Source organism: Porphyromonas sp., assembly GCF_030529325.1.
Classification (GTDB): domain Bacteria; phylum Bacteroidota; class Bacteroidia; order Bacteroidales; family Porphyromonadaceae; genus Porphyromonas_A.
The window spans coordinates 44938-65096 of sequence record NZ_JAUMXC010000001.1 but is presented as its reverse complement, the minus strand read 5'-3'; the positions used below and the strand labels follow the sequence as shown (position 1 = coordinate 65096).

Below are 20159 nucleotides of genomic sequence, written 5' to 3'. Positions count from 1 at the left end.
TGACGTGTTAGACTACTATGACAGACAGGGGGTAGGACCACTATGGGATGTGGTGCAGGCGATGTCGACATCAGGCATCACTCCCTATATCCTCCCTGTTCTGTATTTTGTAGCTGTCTTATGGGGCAGTTACAAGATGTTTCTTTCTATTCCCAATTGCAGATATTTTCTCCTTCTGCTATTACCGGCTTTTTTCCTCAGTGTCGGATATTTCTCTCCTATCTTATTATCACTACCCTTTATATTGATCGCAGCTCTGTATTTGGACACGCATCCCAAGGTCAGTGCTGCCGTTGTTAGTTTGGGTAGTGTCCTCATGATCCATCCTCTCCTTGGTTACTTCCTGATATTTTTCACCGATCGCAAGCGAGAATTTGGAGTTACTGCACTTGTGGCAACTCTGTTCTTTACACTCTTACCACTGGTGATATTCTCCCCCAAAGAGTTGCTAAGCAGCTATTACGAGTGGATCTCAGGTTTCCGAGGTGTGCCTCCCGACACTCAGAGCCTACCACAAAAGTTTTCATTCATCCATATCATGAGGGTGTACGAAGTCCTTCCCGCTTGGGTGATGAGGTTATTTATCATCAATCTTTTTCATGTCCAATTACTTCCATGTCTTAAGGTGAGGCATTTGAGTTCTCCTGCACCGATATTTCCACTGTTTGTGTCATCTCTCCTGTTATTTATAGGACTTTTTAGTTCGATGAATACACCATATACTCTTCTGATCTCATTGGTGGGAGTCTTAGGATGGGTTCAATATTCCCGATTGAAAAGGGGATGGAGTAAAGCCATAGGATTGACAGTTGTGATAATCTCGTACCTTTGTTTGGGGTTGATTGGCTTGGGATATATCTCGATGAATATCGCAGAAATTGCAGTCACGCTGCCTCTGTTTGCCGTATGGATTATCTGCATGGTAGAGATATGGCGTCACATGTATAAGTACAAAGTCAAGAAGGTCTAACCAAAACATCAGAGCTATGGACAGACATAAAGCTTCACACAGAGAAAAACAAAGACGTCACCGTCCATCGATCAATGATCTGGGTAACTATGGTGAGATGTCATGGTATGATCAACGCAAGCTCTACCGGATCATTTTTCTGAACGACACCAAGGAGGGATGGAGATTTGATGTCATCATCCTTTCGTTGGTTTTGCTCAGTGTTATAGCTGTTTTCATCCATACCATTACAGACACAGGCTCTACACTCCACTATGGACTGTTGATTTTTGAATGGGTCTGTACGATCCTTTTTACTGTCGAATATATCTTCCGTATTTATGCCAGTTTTGAGAAGAAGAGATACATCTTTTCATTCTTCGGGCTTATCGATCTTTTTTCCGTACTGCCAAGTTATCTTTCCATAGCATTTGTAGGGGCACACTACATGTTGATTTTGCGTATCGTGCGGCTATTGAGAGTTTTCAAGATATTGCAGATGGGGACATTTGTGGAGCAAGGGAAGTTTTTCTCCAGAGCCATAAAACATAGTTACGAAAAGATCAGTGTATTTATGCTATGGATTGCGGTGCTCGTGTCTCTCCTCGGTACAGTAATGTATCTCATCGAAGGTCCAGTCAATCCCAACTATAGCAGCATCCCTCGCTCTATCTATTGGGCGATGATCACGCTCACTACCGTGGGTTATGGAGATATTACACCTATTACACCTTTGGGTCAGTTTGTCTCTACGATTGTGATGCTCCTTGGTTACTCTATCATTGCCGTACCTACGGGGATCATAAGCGCTGAAGTCGCCAAGGAAAACTCTTACTCCAAGGTAAATAAGCAGCTATCCACTCTTGAGCCGCATGAGGGTGTCTTTTGCCACTCTTGCGGACACGAAAGTCATCAGCCGGAAGATAATTACTGTTCTATCTGTGGCACAAAACTTATCAAACCCGAATAGATGTAATTATTCTGAGACGAATGGTAAAAGTCAGGTTGTCGCATGTTCAGGCAACCTGACTTTTTACGTATGGAGTAGAGATTTGAAGCAAGGCAGATATGACAGAGCAGTTTTTCTCTTTGGGAATGTTATACTTAGCCAAGACTTTATATCTTTCTATTTGCCTTTAATGAACTTCCCTGCGGATGGGTATTAAAAAGGTTGTCTAACCTCGTGAATCAAGTTAGACAACTTAATTCATCAAGGTAGGCACATCGATTGTACAGGTTTATATCCCTCTTTGTTGTCTTTTGTCGTATGAGTTGTCTGGATGATATATTTGTCAGGTAGGCAGCTTGCGGTAGAGAGGAAAAAGAAAATAGGGTGACCAATTTAATGGCACACCCTGTTTCCGATTTTTATTATGTCGTAAGGATTATTCCTCGTATCCGAGGTTATCCAATTGCTTGATGTCAAGGTGTACAGGCTTGATCATGTTTTCAGGAGCGAGGATCATATCCAGTTCTGCCTGAGTGAGGATGCCCTTTTCGATGACGATCTCTGTGATAGGGCGACCTGTCGCAACGGCTTCCTTCGCGATCTTTGTCGAGTTCTTGTACCCGATGTATGGGTTGAGAGCAGTGACGATACCGAGACTTTCGCTGACGTGTCTGCGGCAACGCTCTTCGTTCGCCTTGATGCCTACGATACATAGATCACGGAGGGTGTCAAGACCGACCGTGAGGTAGTCAGATGACTCGAAACAGCACTGCGCCATGACCGGCTCCATCGCGTTGAGCTCCATCTGTGCACATTCGCCGGCCATGGTGACACACACGTCGTTACCCATGATCTTGTATGCGATCTGAGATGCTACTTCGGGGATCACAGGGTTGACCTTACCCGGCATGATAGATGATCCGGGTTGGCGTGCAGGAAGCTCGATCTCACCGAGACCACAACGTGGGCCTGATGAGAGGAGACGGAGGTCATTGCTGATTTTGCTGATCTTTACTGCAATACGCTTGAGGGCTTGTGAGTAGCCTATGAGGTGTGATGTGTCTGATGTCGCACCTACGAGGTCTTCGGCAAGCTTGATGTCCCATCCGGTGATCTCCTTGATAGCCTTTGTGCACTCTTCTGCGTAGCCCGGTACGGCACAGATACCTGTACCGATAGCAGTAGCACCCATGTTGATGGTGAGGAGTTGATCTGCGGCGTGGCGGAGGTTAGGGATCTCTTCTTCGATGATCGAAGCAAAACCGTTGAATGTCTGACCAAGTGTCATAGGCACAGCATCTTGTAGCTGTGTGCGACCCATCTTGATGACATGTGCAAACTCTTTACCCTTCACTCTCAAGGCCGCCACAAACGACTCCATATGCTCGATCACGCGGAGGTGAGTAGCGTAGAGACCCAAGTGGATGGCTGTTGGGTAAGCATCGTTGGTAGACTGAGATGCGTTGACGTGGTCGTTAGGAGAGCAGTGCTTGTAGTGTCCACGTTCGTGTCCGAGGATCTCAAGTGCTCTGTTGGCAATGACCTCGTTGGCATTCATGTTTGTAGATGTACCTGCACCTCCTTGGATCATGTCGATGGGGAAGTGCTCGTGGTGCTTGCCTTCGAGAAGTTCTTGGCATGCCTTTTCGATAGCTTGAGCACACTCGTGTGTGATGACACCGAGCTTACCGTTTGCTCTTGCCGCACCCATCTTGGTCCAAGCCAAGCCGTGAATGAATAGGGGATAGTTGTTGAGCTTGAATGGAGAGATGTTGAAGTTGTCCATCGCTCTGAGAGTCTGTACCCCATAGAGTACGCTGTTGGGAAGCTCTCTTGAACCAAGAAGGTCGCTTTCGACCCTTACTTTATTGGTTTCCATTATGTGTGAAATGAAAAAAGTTGGGAGGCGTTCTCTTAATTATTTTTAGATCGCCTTCATAAAATTATAAAGACTTTTGTTAGATCAGGCTTCCCATGAGTGAGCATGGGAAGCCTGATCCGGACTTTATCTATTATTTGTCGTTTTCAAGAGTGTGAACTACAAGACCTGAGCGTAGTTTAGGCTCGAACCATGTAGTCTTTGGAGGCATGATGTTGCCTGAGTCTGCAATGTCCATGAGTTGCTTCATTGACACAGGATAAAGTGCAAGTGCTGCAACCATTTCACCACTGTCTACACGCTTCTTGAGTTCACCAAGACCACGGATACCACCTACGAAGTCAATTCTCTTAGAGGTGCGGAGGTCTCTGATGCCGAGGATCTCATCGAGGATGAGGTTAGACGAGATAGTCACATCAAGGACGCCGATAGGATCGTTGTCATTGTAAGTGCCTTCCTTAGCTGTGAGTGAGTACCACTTACCGCCCAAGTAGAGAGCGAAGTTGTGGAGCTTTGCAGGCCTGTATTCTGCTGCGCCTTTTTCTTCGACGATGAAGTCCTTTTCAAGAGCCTTGAGGAAGTCTGCTTCTGACAAACCGTTAAGGTCCTTAACAACACGGTTGTAGTCGATGATGGTAAGGTGGCTTGCTGGGAAACATACTGCCATGAAGTAGTTGTACTCTTCGTCACCTGTGTGGTTGGGGTTCGCCTTTGCCTTTTCAGCACCTACAAGAGCAGCAGCTGCAGATCTGTGGTGACCGTCAGCGATGTATAGGTATGGCATCGCAGCGAAAGCCTTGGTGATAGTCTCGATGTCGTTCTTGTCATTGACAACCCAGAAGTGGTGACCAAAGCCATCGAGTTGAGCTACGAAGTCGTAGATAGGCTCAGTTGCTTTGTACTTGTTGATGATGCGCTCCAACTCAGCATTGTCCGGGAAAGCAAGGAATACAGGCTCGATGTTGGCGTTGTTGACACGTACGTGCTTCATGCGGTCTTCTTCCTTGTCCTTACGAGTGAGCTCGTGCTTCTTGATGACATTGTTCATGTAGTCATCCACGTTCGCACCCACGACAATACCGTACTGGGTCTTGCCATTCATTGTCTGAGCATAGATGTAGTAGCATGCTTCAGAGTCTTGAACCAACCAGCCTTTGTCTTGGAACATCTTGAAGTTCTCTGCAGCCTTAGCGTACACATCTTCATCGTGTTCGTCCTTTCCTACAGGGAAGTCGATCTCAGGACGGATGATGTGATAGAGAGACTTTTCGTTGCCCGCTGCTTCTTCGCGAGCTTCATCGCTATTTAGGACGTCGTATGGACGTGATGCTACTTGTGTAACAAGATCTTGGGGAGGACGAAATCCTCTAAAAGGTTTTACTCTTGCCATTGGATTTTGTTGTTTGTGATGTATGGGAATAGAGGCAGGTGCGACCGACAGTAGTATTTTACTGCCGGTCGTCCCTTTCTCAAATATTTTCTATGGATGTAAGTTTGATCACTTATTGACTTTGAACTTAGCTTCGCCTGTTTGGATAAACGCTGCGATTTGCTTAGCAGCAGCCATACCTGCATTTGTGTTAGCTTCAGCAGTCTGAGCTCCCATCTTCTTTGCAGTTGCAAAGTATTGGTTAGGGAACTTTTCGACAAGTTCTGCTTCACAATCAGGCTTCACGTCAGTGAGGTAAGTAAGGTCAGATCTTTCACCAAGAACGCGGAGAAGGTCAGCTTCGTTGATGAGGTCCTTACGAGCGATATTCACAAGGATAGCACCCTTAGGCATACGGCTTAGCAAATTGTAGTCGATCATCTTCTTTGTGTTTGCCGCTGCAGGCATAGCTAATACCATCACGTCGCAAAGACCGAACATAAGCTCTCTGTCGTTGAAGAACTTGAAGCCGTCCTTAACGAAGTAGTTCGCAGGAGTCAATCTCTGGAAACCATAGACCTCCATACCGAAGCCTTGACCGATACGCGCAACATTCTGTCCGATGTTACCATAAGACATTACACCAAGCTTTTTACCCATAAGCTCGCTACCTGTCTTGCCATTGAATCCTGTTCTTACGTGGAAGAGCAGCATTGCAAACACAAGCTCAGCAACTGCATTAGAGTTTTGGCCAGGGGTGTTCATCACGCAGACATTGTGCTTTGTTGCAGCTTCGCAGTCGACATTGTCATAACCTGCACCTGCACGCACGACGATCTTGAGGTTCTTAGCTGCTTCGATGACTTCTGCATCGATGATGTCACTACGTACGATGATACCTTCCACATCCTTGACAGCCTCGAGAAGTTGACTTTTCTCTGTGTACTTTTCGAGCTTCACTACCTCGAAACCGTTTGCCTCAAGGATCTCGCTGATCTGAGCGACAGCTACGGGAGCGAAAGGCTTTTCCGTTGCGATCAATACTTTTGCCATGACTGAATATTTTTACGGATTAGTATGATTTTAGAATTGCTTTTCGAAGTCTTGCATACACTTAACAAGAGCTTCTACAGACTCACGTGGGCAAGCGTTGTAGATAGAAGCACGGAAACCACCTACTGAACGGTGACCCTTGATACCTACCATACCTGCAGCCTTCGCAAATTCCATGAATGCAGCTTCCTTGTCCTTGTGTTCTTCAGCCATTACGAAGCAAACGTTCATGAGTGAACGGTCTTCCTTAGCTGCTGTACCGACGAACATCTTGTTGCGGTCGATTTCGTTGTAAAGGAGTTCAGCCTTTTCCTTGTTGATCTTGTACATTGCTTCAAGACCACCGAGGTTCTTCACCCACTTTAGAGTTTCGTGCATTACGAAGATAGAGAATACAGGAGGTGTGTTGAACATTGAGCGATCCTTCTCAGCATCACCGATGTGTGTGCGGTAGTCCACCATTGTCTGGAGCTTGCGCTCTACCTTGCCAAGGAGGTCTTCGCGTACGATGACGAAAGTAACACCTGCAGGACCTACGTTCTTTTGAGCACCACCATAGATGATACCGTACTTGCTTACGTCTACAGGACGGCTGAGGATGTCAGATGACATGTCGGCAACGAGAGTGACGGGGCTGTCGATGTCTTCATGGATTTCAGTACCGTAGATAGTGTTGTTTGTAGTGATGTGGAAGTAGTCAACATCAGTAGGGATGGTGTATCCTTTTGGTATGTAAGAATAGTTCTTATCTTCTGAAGAAGCAACGATTTCTACATCACCATAGAACTTAGCTTCCTTAGCAGCCTTCTTCGCCCAAACACCTGTCTGTAGGTAAGCAGCCTTCTTGCCGAGGATGTTTGCAGGGACATGGAAGAACTGAGTGCTTGCACCACCGCCAAGGAAAAGTACCTTGTAGTTGTCGGGGATATTGAGGAGTTCGCGCCATAGATCTGCTGTTTCCTTCATGATGCGTTCCCAGCCCGGAGTACGGTGAGAGATTTCAAGGATACCGATACCGGTGTTGTCGAAATCACGGATAGCTTCGATTGCAGATTCCACTGCTTCGCGAGGTAGGACACATGGTCCTGCATTGAAATTGTGCTTTTTCATTGTTGAAAATAGTTTGGATAATTTTAGTTTATAAATATAGTAATTAGTTCTCGATATTTGGGTCAGACTCCCTGTGCATTTGTTGAGATCTTGGGGACAAAATGTCGGTTTTCTCTCCATACATCTGTCTCCTGCTATTCACAAACTCCATCAAACGAGTCTCTTGTATATTATCTGCCGGCTCCCAAAACGTTATCCCCTTTACTTCTTCGGGGAGATATTGTTGAGGGGCATAGTTACCTTTGTACAGATGGGGATAGATATATCCGGCTCCATAGCCCAATTCTGACATCAGCTCTGTCGGAGCATTTCGCAGATGCATGGGGACAGGTGCTGCCGGGTTGGCACGTACGTAAGCCAAGGCCTTGTCTATGGCTTCATAAGCACTGTTGCTTTTGGGGCTTGTTGCCAGGTATATTGTTGCTTCAGAGAGAGAAATGCGACCTTCAGGCCAGCCGATTTTTTCTATTGCATCAAATGCGGCCTGAGCTATGAGGAGAGCATTGGGATTAGCCAATCCTATATCTTCACTTGCCAAGATCACCAAACGTCTCGCAATAAACTTCGGATCTTCTCCTCCCTCTATCATCCGAGCCAACCAATACAGCGCAGCGTCGGGATGACTCCCTCTCACAGATTTTATAAACGCCGAGATGATGTCATAGTGCATCTCACCGCCTTTGTCATAGACAGCCGGATTTTGTTGGAGATGTTTTGCTACATTTTCGTTGGAGATGACTACCTTCTTCGTTTTTTGAGCTTCAGGCGTGAGGGTGAGCAGTTCTATGATGTTGAGCAACTTTCGGGCATCGCCTGCTGCTGCAGCAAACAACGCATCCGTTTCTACTATCTCAAAGTCAAACGCCTGCATCAGCGTGTCTGTCTCGATAGTTTTGTCCAACAACTGTCTCATTGCCTTGGCGTCCAGAGATTTCAGGACAAATACGCGACACCTGGACAAGAGCGGACGGATGATCTCAAACGAAGGATTTTCTGTGGTTGCTCCCACGAGTGTCACAACCCCTCTCTCTACAGCATGAAGAAGGGAGTCTTGTTGGGATTTGTTGAATCGATGGATTTCATCTATAAACAAGATCGGTGTACCACCCGAAAATAAGCCCCCTTTGCTATCCTCTGCAACCCTGATGACATCTCTTACATCTTTCACTCCGGATGATACGGCACTAAGCGTGTAAAAGGGGAGACCAAGGGTTTTGGATATGATGTGAGCCAGCGTTGTTTTGCCTACTCCGGGAGGACCCCATAGGATAAATGAGCGCAAAATACTCCCGGAGAGCATCTCATAGAGTGGTGCTCCCGGCGCTACCAAGTGCTCCTGCCCTACATAGGAGTCAAGAGTCTGTGGGCGCATTCTTTCTGCTAAGGGTGCTAATGCGGTCATTTTCTGTACAAAGTTCGATGTTACTTTTGGCTATTCCAAATTATTTAGCATGTTTTTTTGAATGTTTTGCAGGGGCTTCTGACTTTCCGATTGTCTTTCCTAGATTTTGATGTGTAGACTGTGCAAAATCTTGTCATTTTGGGGGATCTCCTGCTGATAAATCAAGAAAACATAACCCTTTTCCTGATAAGCCTCCTTCACACCCTTGTTCATCGTTGTAAAAAAAGGTTTCAGCCTGTCGAAAAAAGGTTGTCTAACTTGATGCATCAAGTTAGACAACTTCATTCATCAAGTTAGACACATTGATTTGGGAGGTTCTTTATCTTTTCTTTGACCCTTTGTGGGAAGGTTCGGATTGTGGAGAGCGATGAGGTGGAGATTTGGATTTTAATTGTCTGATATTATCTTGTTTATGCAAAAGGGGTGCTGCCGAGTTCGTATCAGCAACACCCCTTTGATTATTTTTGTCGGTGTGATTTATTCGTTGAGTTCTTCGATCCCTACGATCAGCCCATTGGCGATGAAGTGATCTCCATTGTTCATTTTCGAAATAGTGTAGGTCTCTTGAGTCTCGTTCAGGTGCTCGATTGCAATCAATCGGTCTCTGCCTGATGCTGTCGCGAATTCGTCTCCTATTTCGACCTTTCTTACTTTTTCAAATCCTCTATACCTAGCCGATTTTTCGGGGCTTAGGGATGACCAACCTTTTGTTTCTATTCTGAATGGATGATCCTGTGTTGTTGTTATGCTTCTACCACTCTCAAATCTGTAGGTGACGAGTCCGTGATGTGTTGCTTTTGCAAGTTTTTCTATACGTGCGGTTTTGAACTCCTTGCCATCTATATACGCAACAAGGTCGCCGATCTCCAAGTCTTCGATGTTTTTCTCAGACATATCCGCCATAAGGACCGGAGTCCCCTTGGCAAGGCAGTGTACATCCAACCCATCGAAATAGATCTCCGATATGATGACGTCATCATACTTTGCGCCCTTATATACTTCCAATATCTCAAACTTCATTGTCCAGTCTCCCTTCTTTTGCATCTCCTCCTCGTTCTCTCTCGGAGTGTTGCCTATGGGCTCGACATCGAATGTCTGAGATCCTCTTATGTCTTTGAGGTTGAGTATGGCATAGGGTTTATTGTTGATGTATACTTTCAGTTTTTTGACTCTGGAGTTGTTTTCCCAAGCGGTCTTACTTTTGACATAACCATTGACTACAATTATCTGATTGATCCGTGGAGCTGTTGCATCGAAGGTGTACAACAGGTATTCTCCGATCCCGTAGCCCGGGACTCCTTCTGCCCATGCGTTCTTATAGTTAAGGTCATGAGCGTTGTCGGGTAGATAGTTTATTGAGCCTTGAGCCTTGAGGTGGCTTGAGGCCGTGACGCTCTTGGTACCTCCTCCACAGTACCAGCTACATCCGCTCCCGATGATGGACCAGTAACTGTCTATTGTGTCGTCGTAGCTGTCAAGGAGTTCTCTTTCCTTTTTGGTTAGGGCTTCCGAACCACCCTTTTTCTCCAGTTTTTCGTAGATCTTTTGTATGGCTTTGGCCTTTGCTTCAAAAGCTTTTTCTCCCTTAGCGCTCAGATCCAATCGTTCGGTCTGAGTAGGATGCATTTCCTTAATCTGGGCATATCCTGTCTGGATGGATAAGAGTATGGCTAAAATGATGTAAACCCGTTTCATAGTTGTATTGATTTTTTGAGTTTGCACTATCTGATACGGCAAATTTATCAAAATATTTTAGAGGATAAGATGACGTTCTTCTGGATGGGTTGTCAAGGTGTCTATATGCGCTCGTGGGTAAGGAAGATAGGGGAGGATTAGTGCCCGTTTTTATTGATAAAAGACTCTGTCTCTCGATAATATCGTCATTAATCTGTATTTCTGCCAATATTAGACATTTTTTTCATTAAATATTTGTCTCTTTATTGTGCAAAGCCATTCAAAATCTTTATTTTTGTGATGTGAAAGGTTTTTGAATATTGATTATTAACGCAGACTGTTACCCGCTTGCCATATAATTTGGTCGGTAGAGGTAAGAGCCATTGTAAAGAGAATTGTATTTTGAAAATGGCAAAGAAGAGAAATAGTCAGGTGCCAGAGCCCGCCCTCCGTAGATTGCCTTGGTACTTGGCGTATGTGAAATTGCTAAGTAAGCAAGGTGAAAAGGTGGTTTCATCCACTTATATCGCAAAGTCCATTGGGGTTGACTCCGCTTTGGTAGCAAAGGATTTGTCCTATGTCTCTCTGTCCGGCAAGACAAGAGTCGGATACGATGTGAATAATATGGTCGAGGTCTTGGAGGACTTTTTAGGCTTCAATGACTGTCACAAAGCTTGTGTGTTTGGTGTGGGTAACCTCGGTGCTTCTCTGATCACAGATAGAGGTCTCAATCAGTATGGTCTTGAGATCGTGGCAGGTTTTGATGTATCTGACGAACTCTGTGGAACTACTGTCGGAGGTCTGCCTATTTATCACATGGACAAATTGGCTGAGGTCATCTCTCCTGATATCACTGTGGGGATATTGACTGTCCCCATTGGTAATGCGCAAGAGGTTGCCAATATGATGGTAGAGCATGGGATAAAGGCGATATGGAACTTTACGCCGCTACGTATCACAGTCCCCGATGGCGTTGTGGTACAGAATACTTCGATGTATGCTCACCTTGCTGTGATGTTTAACCGACTGAAGGAACAGTCTCATCAGTGAAAATGAGGCATAAATCAGACATAGATATTTAGAAGCTAAGAGTGAGGATTTTTTGTACAGATTTTGATCATTTGCTTCCGGACGATCATGAGCATTTGAGTGATAAGCCTGATATCAGGAGTATATATACCAAGCCGGACTCGGCCATGCTTAACTCCGGCAAGGTGGTTTATTGTCCCGAACATATCCGCAGGTTGTATGTACAGCCGCACATGATTGTTCGTATCGCACGCGTGGGTAAGTTTGTCGAACACGAGTTCGCTCATCGATATTGGGAGCAGGTCGGTGTGGGTTTTTCTTTGTGTGGTCTTGACGACGTCCGAGACGCTTTGAAAACAATGGCTCCTCATGTGCCCTATTCGGGTTTTGACGGTTCACTTGTCCAAGGTTCGATGATGACTTATGACAAATGCTCTGATCGACAATTGACATTCATCTATGGTGATGAGAGAAGGCTTATCGAGCTGTTGTCTCGTTCGACAGTGGATACCTATCTCTCTATGTTGAGCCGTTATTTCATGCTCAAGATTGGGGACTTGCTTACCTTTCCTTTGTTGCCGGCTTATGAGCCTGTCACAGAGGGTGACGATCTCTACATCGCATGGGGAGAGGAAGAGTTGGCCTTTGTCGGTATTCGATGACTGAACAAAGCTGAAGCAAAAAACAGATAAAGTACAAATACACATCACATGAAACTCAGATACACCAAAATAGTAGGCTTGTTGACACCCCTCTTGTTTGGAGTCACGATAGCTTCGGGGCAAGGTACTTCCGGGACTTCCTCAACCCGAGAGTACTTCAATCCTCCTCAGATTGGAGCGGTCTCAGCAGTTATTGTGCCTGACGCAAGGAGTGCAGGTATGGCTGATACCGGCGTGGCTACAGGGACAGACACTTATTCTATCTATCACAATATCTCCAAACTTGGATTCAGTCAGAAGACCTGGGGTGTTTCCTTATCCTATACGCCTTGGCTCACTGAGATTGCCAAGGATATGGGGATTACTTATTTGACCGGTTACTATACTTGGGGGAGCGATATCCGCCATGGCCTGAGTGCTTCGTTCAGGTACTTCGATATTGGTGAGGCTTTGTTGTTTCCGAGACAAGACAATTCCAAGCCATTGACCATAAATCCTTTTGAGCTTGCATTTGACTTGGGATATGCCATCAAGTTCCATCCGATGTGGAGTCTTGGTGCTACTGTGCGATATTTGCGCTCTGATCTCAATGCTGAGATTACCACAGGTCCTGCAGATAACCCCAAGACGACCAAGAGTCTTGCTCAGACTTTTATGTTGGACCTTGCTTTGACTCATGACAGAACTATCTCTATCGGTGGTGATGAGGTTGGTTTAAGGGTAGGTATGGCTGTCGACAATATAGGAGATAAACTCTCGTATGATGGTGGAGCTTCTTACCTTTTCAGTCCTGCCATTTTGCGTATCGGTGCAGGGATGTCGGGTTTTGGTAGTGAGCCTCATGCTTTTTCGTTCAGCGTCGAAGCAGACAAGTATCTTGCTCCCTCCATCCCTTTGCCTACTGCTCCTGACTTTCTTCAGCAGAAGGAATACTTGAGAAAGATGAATCCCCTCAAGGCAATTTTCTATTCCTTTGGAGATGCTCCCGGCGGTTTCTCTGAGGAACTCAAGGAAATTTCGTTGGCTGTAGGTGCTGAGTACGTGTATGATAAAGTATTTTTTGCTCGATTGGGCGGACGATATCAGCACCATACCAAGGGTAACGACTCCGGGATATCTCTTGGAGTGGGGGTTATATTCTCAAACGTAACCTTTGATGTCTCTTACTTTACAGGGTTTGACTCTCAGAATCCCCTCAATAATACCATGAGGTTATCTTTGGGCTTTTCTCTCTGAATAATGTATGTCAATGAAGTGTAATATAAGAGTCGGGTTTGGGTATGATGTCCATGTTTTTGTGGAAGGGCGTCCTCTCATCATTGGTGGCGTGGAAATACCTCATGAGAAAGGTTTATTGGGGCACTCCGACGCTGATGTCCTTTTGCATGCCATATCCGATGCTCTTTTGGGGGCTGCCAATTTGAGGGACATTGGGTTTCATTTTCCTGATACAGACCCGAAGTATAAGGGCGCAGACTCCAAGGTTTTGCTTAGAGGAGTCCTTGATCTGTTGAAAGGTAAGGGCTACGAAGTAGGAAATATTGACTCTACGTTGGTGGCTGAACGCCCCAAGATGAATCCTCATATCCCTCAGATGCAGAGCGTGATATCGAACATTCTTCAGATAGATGTTGAGGATGTCTCGATCAAAGCAACAACGAATGAAAAAATGGGTTTTGCCGGTAGAGAAGAAGGTATTGTGGCTTATGCCACCGTATTGATATATAAACCTTAAATGTCAAGGTGTTAAAGATTTTTATAGGTGTCAGAAACTCAAGTTACTGACACCTATTATTTTTTATCTTGTTCGAAAAATCCTTAATACTCTGTGATTCCGGCAGGTATTCCTATGGTATGAGAACTCTTTGCATTTGAGTTCCAAATATCTTGTTGTGTCGGACAGAGATATGCGTTGTTACATTGTGATTGCTTACCCTGTTGTCTGAGTCTCATAAGTGCTGTTATGTCGTCTGTTTTTTGTACTTTTGCAGGAACTAAAGATCTTTGTTATATCCCCATTCTTATACTTATGCGCATAGATATCCTAAGTGTGATTCCTGAGATGTTTGAGAGTTTTGTAAATACTTCTATCATCAAACGTGCGCAGGATAAGGGATTGGTTGATATAGTGTTGCATAATCTCAGGGACTATACTTCGGACAAGTGGCGTAGAGTCGATGACTACCCATTTGGAGGTGAAGCAGGGATGGTGATACAGGTTGAACCGGTTCATAAGGCTATCACTCATCTCAAGTCCGAGCGTGATTACGACGAAGTTATCTATACTTCGCCCGATGGTGAGATACTTTCTCAAGGCCTTGCCAATAGCTTTTCTTTATACGAAAATATTATCATCCTCTGCGGGCATTATAAGGGGGTTGATCATCGTATCCGCGAGCACCTCATCACTCGAGAAGTCTCTATCGGAGATTATGTTTTGACCGGAGGTGAGCTCCCGGCTGCTGTCATTGCTGATGCTACTGTGCGGCTTATTCCCGGAGTGATAGGTGATGAGCAGAGCGCACTGTCAGATTCATTTCAAGATAATCTTTTGTCTCATCCTGTCTATACTCGTCCGGCTGTGTATAATGGCTGGGAAGTACCACCCGTATTATTGTCCGGACATGCAGCCAAGATAGACGAATGGAAGCACAATCAGGCTGTTGAGCGTACCAAGAAGTTGCGCCCACATCTGATTCATGAAGACAACAAGGACTAATACCTGTTATAGAAGTAAATATACGTATCACATAAGTCAAACTCAGAACATGTTAGAAAAAATTCTCATTTTGGACTTTGGGTCACAGACGACACAGCTTATCGGACGTCGGGTACGAGAGCTGGGTGTTTACTGTGAGATAGTCCCTTATCACAACTTGCCCGATGATCTCACGGGTATCAAGGGGATTATCCTTTCAGGAAGCCCATATTCGGTCAATCAGCCTGATGCTTTCCGTATAGATCTCGACAAGATCATAGGCAAAGTCCCTGTCTTGGGTATTTGCTATGGTGCACAGTTTATCGCTAATGAGCGAGGAGGGCGTGTCGAGGCTTGTACAACTCGTGAGTTTGGACGTGCACACTTGGATATTACCGAGAGTGACGATGCTCTCCTCTCCGGCCTCACTCAGGGTAGTCAGGTCTGGATGTCTCATGGTGATACAATCACAGCTCTACCTGAAAATGGAAAGGTCATCGCGAAGACCAACAGTATCCCAACAGCGGCATATAAGATCGAAGGATTGCCCGTGTGGGGAGTGCAGTTCCATCCGGAAGCATTTCACTCTGAAGAGGGCACAAAGCTTCTTTCCAACTTCCTTGGTATCTGTAAGTGTGAAAAGAACTGGACACCTGCTTCTTTTGTGGAGAGCGTGGTGGCTCAGCTCAAGGAACAGCTTGGTGATGATAAGGTTCTCTTGGCCCTTTCGGGAGGTGTAGACTCTTCTGTCTGTGCCGTATTGCTCAACAAGGCAATCGGGGACCGTCTCACTTGTATCTTTGTTGATCATGGATTGTTGCGTAAAAATGAGTTTGAAAATGTCCTTGCGGACTACGAACACTTGGGGCTTAATGTCAAGGGTGTGAATGCAAAAGAATACTTCTACAGCCGACTCAAAGGGGTGACTGATCCCGAACAGAAGCGAAAGATCATTGGTCAAGGCTTTATCGATGTCTTTGAGGAAGAGGCTAAGAAGATCAAGGATGTCAAGTGGCTTGGTCAGGGGACTATCTATCCCGATGTCATCGAGTCTCTATCCATCACCGGAACAGTAATCAAGAGCCACCACAATGTGGGAGGACTTCCTGAGAAAATGCACCTAAAGCTTGTCGAGCCTCTTCGTCTTCTCTTCAAGGATGAAGTGCGTAGAGTAGGGCTCGAGATGGGTATGCGAGAACACCTCATTCATCGTCATCCATTCCCCGGTCCGGGGCTTGGTATCCGTATCCTCGGAGAGATCTCAGAAGAGCGAGTAAGGATACTTCAAGAGGCTGATGATATCTATGTGTCGGCACTCAGAGAGTGGGGGCTTTATGATAAAGTTTGGCAGGCAGGAGCTATTCTCCTTCCGGTACAGTCGGTTGGGGTTATGGGTGATGAGCGTACATACGAGAGTGTTGTCGCCCTCCGTGCAGTGACCTCTACTGATGCGATGTCTGCAGACTGGGCGCACTTGCCTCACGAGTTTTTGGCAAAAGTTTCCAACGATATCATCAATCGTGTGCGTGGAATCAACCGCGTCGTGTATGATATCAGTTCAAAACCACCCGCAACGATAGAGTGGGAATAAAAAACAAAAAGAGCTGCGAGTTTGTCTCGCAGCTCTTTTTGTTTCAGATAAGCCATGATTGTGAACGAATCGGCTTACAGTCTTGTTACCACTAAAGAAGACAATAAAATCATACAAATATGAACGAAACAATAAAGGTGATGAAAGCGCATCGCAGTATACGTAATTATACAGACGAGGCGGTAAAGGAGGAGCATCTGAGGGCCATCATTGAGTCTGCTATCCATGCTCCTACATCAGTCAATGGTCAGCAGTGGAGCATCATTGTGGTCAGAGATCAATCTAAAAAGGATAAAATCGCCAAATTGACAGGAGGGCAGGAGTGGATCTCCAAGTGTTCTGTCTTCATGGTTTTTCTCATGGACTACCATAAGGTGGCGAAGAAGATGGCTGCCAAGGGAATGCGTTTTGAACACGCCACATCCATAGAGTCTATTATCGTTGGTTCGGTGGATGTGGGTATTGCATTTTCCAATGCGATGACAGCCGCAGAGTCTTTGGGGTATGGTGTCGTGCCGATCGGAGCAATCCGTCGTGAGCCTTTTGAGGTCATCGAGCTTCTTGAACTTCCGAAGTATGTTTATCCGGTCTTGGGGATGTGTATCGGTGTCGAAGCCGGACAGCAGTCCCTCAAGCCTCGTCTTCCCTACGATGCTACTGTCGCGACAGATACTTACAACATGGATACGGACGGTCTTGTGGCGGAGTATGATGCGACATACAAGGATTATCTCGCTCAACGTGGCGACACTGCGGAAGTCTGCGCTTGGACCGACTTCGTTGGAGCCAGATACAGAAGTGTCTATTTTCCAAAAGTCAAGCCAAGTCTCGAGCAACAAGGTTTTACAGCTGAGAAGTAACCCCGATATCTCAATAAGTGATGCAAGCCCTCAATCAAGAAAAACTCTTGGTTGAGGGCTTGTTGGTTTTGCTCACTTCTGTATTTCACGCTATCCGAGGACGAAAAAAAGGTGCCTATCTTGATGCGTCAAGGTAGGCACATCGATTCATCAAGGAGTCTACCTTGATTTCTATCCTTGTGTATCTCAATTCGGAGCAATAAAAAAGCACCGACACGTGTCATAGTGACATGTGTCGGTGCTTGCAATAGCTCGTCGGGGTGACTGGATTCGAACCAGCGACCACACGCCCCCCAGACGTGTACTCTAACCGGGCTGAGCTACACCCCGAAAATGTGATGCAAAAATACTGTTTTATTTTGGAATAGCAAGCGAAATTTGATTTAAATAGATAGTTGAGTAGAGATAAGTTTTTGCAAGAAATATCCCTATAATATAGAATTGATAGGAGTAGCGGATAAACGTCAATCTTTTAGTGAAAAAAGTATACTAATCGTTGGAAATCTCGAAAAATGTTGCTACTTTGGGGGAGATCTAAAGCGGCAACAATGCTTGCCTGCCTTTCCGGCTGACTGAATCATTACCAAATACTAATATATAATTGTAGATACTATGAAAGTGTACGAAACTAACCAAATCAAGAATATCTCAATCCTTGGGAGTTCGCGGTCAGGTAAGACGACCTTGGCCGAGTCTATGCTCTTTGAAGCCGGCGTCATAAAACGCCGTGGCACAGTCGAAGCTGGAAATACAGTTTGTGATTACTTCCCGGTTGAAAAAGACTACGGATATTCTGTTTTCTCTACCGTATTTTCTGTTCCATGGCTCGAACGCAAGTTGAACTTTATTGATTGTCCGGGAGCAGATGACTTTATCGGTGCTGCTGTATCTGCACTTCAGGTTACGGACACTGCTCTCATGGTAGTCAATGCACAGTATGGTGTCGAAGTAGGACTGATCAACCAGTTCAGATACACCGAGCAGTTCAACAAGCCTGTCGTCTTCATCATCAATCAGCTTGACAATGACAAGGCAGACTTTGAGATGACATACAACCAGCTTCGTGAGCGTTATGGCTCAAAAGCAATTGCTGTACAATACCCTCGCAATACCGGAGCTTCTTTCAATGAGATTGTGGATGTCTTGAAGATGAAGCTCTATCGCTGGAAACCCGAGGGGGGTGTCCCTGAAGTCTTGGATATCCCTGAGGATGAGATGCCCCGAGCTATGGAATTTCATCAAGCCCTCGTAGAGGCAGCCGCTGAAAATGATGAAGGTCTCATGGATACTTTCTTTGAAAAGGGTAGCCTCAGTGAAGATGAGATGCGCGAAGGTATTCGTCAAGGCCTTATCGCGAGGGGTATGTTCCCTGTATTTTGTGTGAGTGCTCTCAAGGATATGTGTGTGCGTCGTACGTTGGAGTTCCTCGGCAATGTCGTGCCATGTGCTGACAAGATGCCTCCAATGCAGGCTGTAGACGGTACAGTGATAGAGACCAAGAGTGACGGGCCTACGAGCCTTTACTTCTTCAAGTCTACTGTCGAACCACACATCGGTCAGGTGGACTACTTCAAGGTGGTAAGCGGTACTGTGAAAGAGGGTGATGACCTCTACAACCCTCAGAGAGAGAGTAAGGAACGACTTGCACAGATATTTGTGCCGGATGGACAGACACGTGAAAAGATTTCAATGATGAAAGCCGGTGACATAGGTGCTGTCGTAAAGCTCAAAGATATCAAACTTGGCAACTCTCTTAATGAAAAGGGTTGCGAGTGGGTTTATCCTCCATTGACATTCCCAGAACCAAAGTATCGCAGAGCCATATATCCAGAAAATGAGGCAGATGCTGAAAAACTCAGTGAAATACTTTCTCGTATGCATAGCGAGGATCCTACATGGATTGTCGAGCAGTCCAAGGAGTTGCGCCAGCAGATTGTTTATGGTCAGGGAGAGTTCCACTTGCGTACACTCAAGTGGCGTATCGAACACAATGAAAAGATAAACATCCGCTTTGAAGAGCCTCGTATACCTTATCGTGAGACTATTACCAAGACTGCTCGTGCGGACTATCGTCACAAGAAGCAGTCCGGTGGGGCCGGACAGTTTGGTGAAGTACACCTTATTGTCGAACCATATACAGAGGGTATGCCTGTGCCTTCATCGTACAAGTTCAACGGACAAGAGTTTAAGATCACTCCGAGAGACACACAAGAGGTTAAGTTGGATTGGGGCGGCAAGCTGGTCTTTGTGAACAGCGTGGTCGGTGGTGCTATTGATACCCGATTCCTTCCAGCCATCCTCAAGGGGATCATGTCTCGTATGGAGCAAGGACCTCTTACCGGATCTTATGCTCGAGACGTGCGTGTCATTGTTTACGATGGTAAGATGCACCCTGTCGATAGTAATGAAGTTTCGTTTATGCTTGCAGGGCGTAATGCATTCAGTCAGGCATTCCGTGAGGCCAATCCAAAGGTACTTGAGCCTGTATATGACGTCACCGTCAGTGTTCCAGGAGAGTTTATGGGCGATGTCATGAGTGACCTTCAGGGACGACGTGCCATGATCATGGGTATGGAGAGTGCGAAGGGGTATGAAAGGATACAGGCCAAGGTGCCATTGAAGGAACTTTCTTCTTATTCTACATCACTCAGCTCTATCACCGGAGGTCGTGCATCGTTTACGATGAAGTTTGCTTCGTATGAGCTTGTGCCTCAGGATATCCAGGAGAAACTTCTTGCCGAGCATAAAGACGATGACGAGTAAAAAATGTGACCTTATGGATTAAGGTGTCAATAATACTTATTTGCTTTTTTACCTGCCGATCTCAGCTGAGATCGGCAGGTTTTGTTTATCATGAATTAGGTTGTAACTGCCATATCTGTTGGATCTTACGTCCTATTGGAGAGGGTGAGTTGTGATGGTGATATGAGTCTG

Annotated in this window: 16 protein-coding genes and 1 tRNA gene; 10 read left to right on the top strand and 7 right to left on the bottom strand. The window is 45.7% G+C overall.

Features of this window, described 5'->3' with window-relative positions:
• The first annotated feature begins 4 nt into the window (after positions 1-4).
• Positions 5-970 (top strand): hypothetical protein, encoded by a 966-nt coding sequence (locus Q4A14_RS00275; RefSeq protein ID WP_303169074.1) that lies wholly within the window; start codon positions 5-7, stop codon positions 968-970.
• A 16-nt stretch (positions 971-986) separates the two neighbouring features.
• Positions 987-1919, top strand: a complete 933-nt coding sequence (locus Q4A14_RS00270; protein WP_303169073.1) for an ion transporter — start codon at positions 987-989, stop codon at positions 1917-1919.
• 415 nt (positions 1920-2334) lie between these two features.
• Here Q4A14_RS00270 and Q4A14_RS00265 read toward each other — a convergent pair whose 3' ends face one another.
• The 6 genes from Q4A14_RS00265 to Q4A14_RS00240 all read right to left on the bottom strand — a co-directional run bounded on the left by Q4A14_RS00265 (position 2335) and on the right by Q4A14_RS00240 (position 10406).
• Positions 2335-3777, bottom strand: coding sequence for an aspartate ammonia-lyase (locus Q4A14_RS00265; protein ID WP_303169071.1), 1443 nt, complete (start codon positions 3775-3777; stop codon positions 2335-2337).
• A gap of 133 nt (positions 3778-3910) precedes the next feature.
• Entirely contained in the window at positions 3911-5167 is a 1257-nt protein-coding gene (locus Q4A14_RS00260) for a DUF1015 domain-containing protein (RefSeq protein WP_303169069.1), read from the bottom strand.
• A gap of 108 nt (positions 5168-5275) precedes the next feature.
• Positions 5276-6199 (bottom strand): NAD(P)-dependent oxidoreductase, encoded by a 924-nt coding sequence (locus Q4A14_RS00255; protein WP_303169067.1) that lies wholly within the window; start codon positions 6197-6199, stop codon positions 5276-5278.
• A 30-nt stretch (positions 6200-6229) separates the two neighbouring features.
• The gene (gene serC, locus Q4A14_RS00250) at positions 6230-7309 is read right to left on the bottom strand and encodes a 3-phosphoserine/phosphohydroxythreonine transaminase (protein ID WP_303169065.1); all 1080 of its coding nucleotides are present in this window, start codon (positions 7307-7309) and stop codon (positions 6230-6232) included.
• A gap of 43 nt (positions 7310-7352) precedes the next feature.
• Positions 7353-8711, bottom strand: a complete 1359-nt coding sequence (locus tag Q4A14_RS00245) for a replication-associated recombination protein A (RefSeq protein WP_303169064.1) — start codon at positions 8709-8711, stop codon at positions 7353-7355.
• A 477-nt stretch (positions 8712-9188) separates the two neighbouring features.
• Complete coding sequence (locus tag Q4A14_RS00240; RefSeq protein WP_303169063.1) at positions 9189-10406, bottom strand: hypothetical protein; 1218 nt, start codon at positions 10404-10406, stop codon at positions 9189-9191.
• Between the two features lie 387 nt (positions 10407-10793).
• On the opposite strand from Q4A14_RS00240, the gene Q4A14_RS00235 reads away from it, so the two are divergent.
• From Q4A14_RS00235 to Q4A14_RS00205, 7 genes are all read left to right on the top strand, one after another.
• On the top strand, positions 10794-11435 hold the full coding sequence (locus Q4A14_RS00235) for a redox-sensing transcriptional repressor Rex (RefSeq protein WP_303169062.1): 642 nt from the start codon (positions 10794-10796) through the stop codon (positions 11433-11435).
• 71 nt (positions 11436-11506) lie between these two features.
• Positions 11507-12076, top strand: a complete 570-nt coding sequence (locus tag Q4A14_RS00230; RefSeq protein ID WP_303169061.1) for a hypothetical protein — start codon at positions 11507-11509, stop codon at positions 12074-12076.
• Positions 12077-12124: 48 nt separating this feature from the next.
• Entirely contained in the window at positions 12125-13312 is a 1188-nt protein-coding gene (porV, locus tag Q4A14_RS00225; RefSeq protein ID WP_303169059.1) for a type IX secretion system outer membrane channel protein PorV, read from the top strand.
• Between the two features lie 13 nt (positions 13313-13325).
• Positions 13326-13811 (top strand): 2-C-methyl-D-erythritol 2,4-cyclodiphosphate synthase, encoded by a 486-nt coding sequence (ispF, locus tag Q4A14_RS00220; RefSeq protein WP_303169057.1) that lies wholly within the window; start codon positions 13326-13328, stop codon positions 13809-13811.
• 294 nt (positions 13812-14105) lie between these two features.
• On the top strand, positions 14106-14795 hold the full coding sequence (trmD, locus tag Q4A14_RS00215) for a tRNA (guanosine(37)-N1)-methyltransferase TrmD (RefSeq protein WP_303169055.1): 690 nt from the start codon (positions 14106-14108) through the stop codon (positions 14793-14795).
• A gap of 49 nt (positions 14796-14844) precedes the next feature.
• Positions 14845-16365 (top strand): glutamine-hydrolyzing GMP synthase, encoded by a 1521-nt coding sequence (gene guaA / locus Q4A14_RS00210; RefSeq protein ID WP_303169053.1) that lies wholly within the window; start codon positions 14845-14847, stop codon positions 16363-16365.
• Positions 16366-16484: 119 nt separating this feature from the next.
• Positions 16485-17225 carry an NADPH-dependent oxidoreductase gene (locus tag Q4A14_RS00205; RefSeq protein ID WP_303169050.1) on the top strand — a complete coding sequence of 247 codons (741 nt, stop codon included), beginning with the start codon at positions 16485-16487 and terminating at the stop codon, positions 17223-17225.
• Positions 17226-17480: 255 nt separating this feature from the next.
• On the opposite strand, the gene Q4A14_RS00200 is transcribed toward Q4A14_RS00205, so the two are convergent.
• A tRNA-Pro gene (locus tag Q4A14_RS00200) sits at positions 17481-17555 on the bottom strand.
• A gap of 282 nt (positions 17556-17837) precedes the next feature.
• Here Q4A14_RS00200 and Q4A14_RS00195 point away from each other — a divergent pair.
• Positions 17838-19988, top strand: coding sequence for a translation factor GTPase family protein (locus Q4A14_RS00195; RefSeq protein ID WP_303169048.1), 2151 nt, complete (start codon positions 17838-17840; stop codon positions 19986-19988).
• Positions 19989-20159 lie beyond the last annotated feature (171 nt).

Coding starts and splice junctions, on each gene's coding strand:
- Q4A14_RS00270 (WP_303169073.1), top strand. CDS start 987: ATGGACAGACATAAAGCTTCACACAGAGAAAAACAAAGACGTCACCGT.
- Q4A14_RS00265 (WP_303169071.1), bottom strand. CDS start 3,777: ATGGAAACCAATAAAGTAAGGGTCGAAAGCGACCTTCTTGGTTCAAGA.
- Q4A14_RS00260 (WP_303169069.1), bottom strand. CDS start 5,167: ATGGCAAGAGTAAAACCTTTTAGAGGATTTCGTCCTCCCCAAGATCTT.
- Q4A14_RS00255 (WP_303169067.1), bottom strand. CDS start 6,199: ATGGCAAAAGTATTGATCGCAACGGAAAAGCCTTTCGCTCCCGTAGCT.
- serC (WP_303169065.1), bottom strand. CDS start 7,309: ATGAAAAAGCACAATTTCAATGCAGGACCATGTGTCCTACCTCGCGAA.
- Q4A14_RS00245 (WP_303169064.1), bottom strand. CDS start 8,711: ATGACCGCATTAGCACCCTTAGCAGAAAGAATGCGCCCACAGACTCTT.
- Q4A14_RS00240 (WP_303169063.1), bottom strand. CDS start 10,406: ATGAAACGGGTTTACATCATTTTAGCCATACTCTTATCCATCCAGACA.
- Q4A14_RS00235 (WP_303169062.1), top strand. CDS start 10,794: ATGGCAAAGAAGAGAAATAGTCAGGTGCCAGAGCCCGCCCTCCGTAGA.
- porV (WP_303169059.1), top strand. CDS start 12,125: ATGAAACTCAGATACACCAAAATAGTAGGCTTGTTGACACCCCTCTTG.
- ispF (WP_303169057.1), top strand. CDS start 13,326: ATGAAGTGTAATATAAGAGTCGGGTTTGGGTATGATGTCCATGTTTTT.
- trmD (WP_303169055.1), top strand. CDS start 14,106: ATGCGCATAGATATCCTAAGTGTGATTCCTGAGATGTTTGAGAGTTTT.
- guaA (WP_303169053.1), top strand. CDS start 14,845: ATGTTAGAAAAAATTCTCATTTTGGACTTTGGGTCACAGACGACACAG.
- Q4A14_RS00205 (WP_303169050.1), top strand. CDS start 16,485: ATGAACGAAACAATAAAGGTGATGAAAGCGCATCGCAGTATACGTAAT.
- Q4A14_RS00195 (WP_303169048.1), top strand. CDS start 17,838: ATGAAAGTGTACGAAACTAACCAAATCAAGAATATCTCAATCCTTGGG.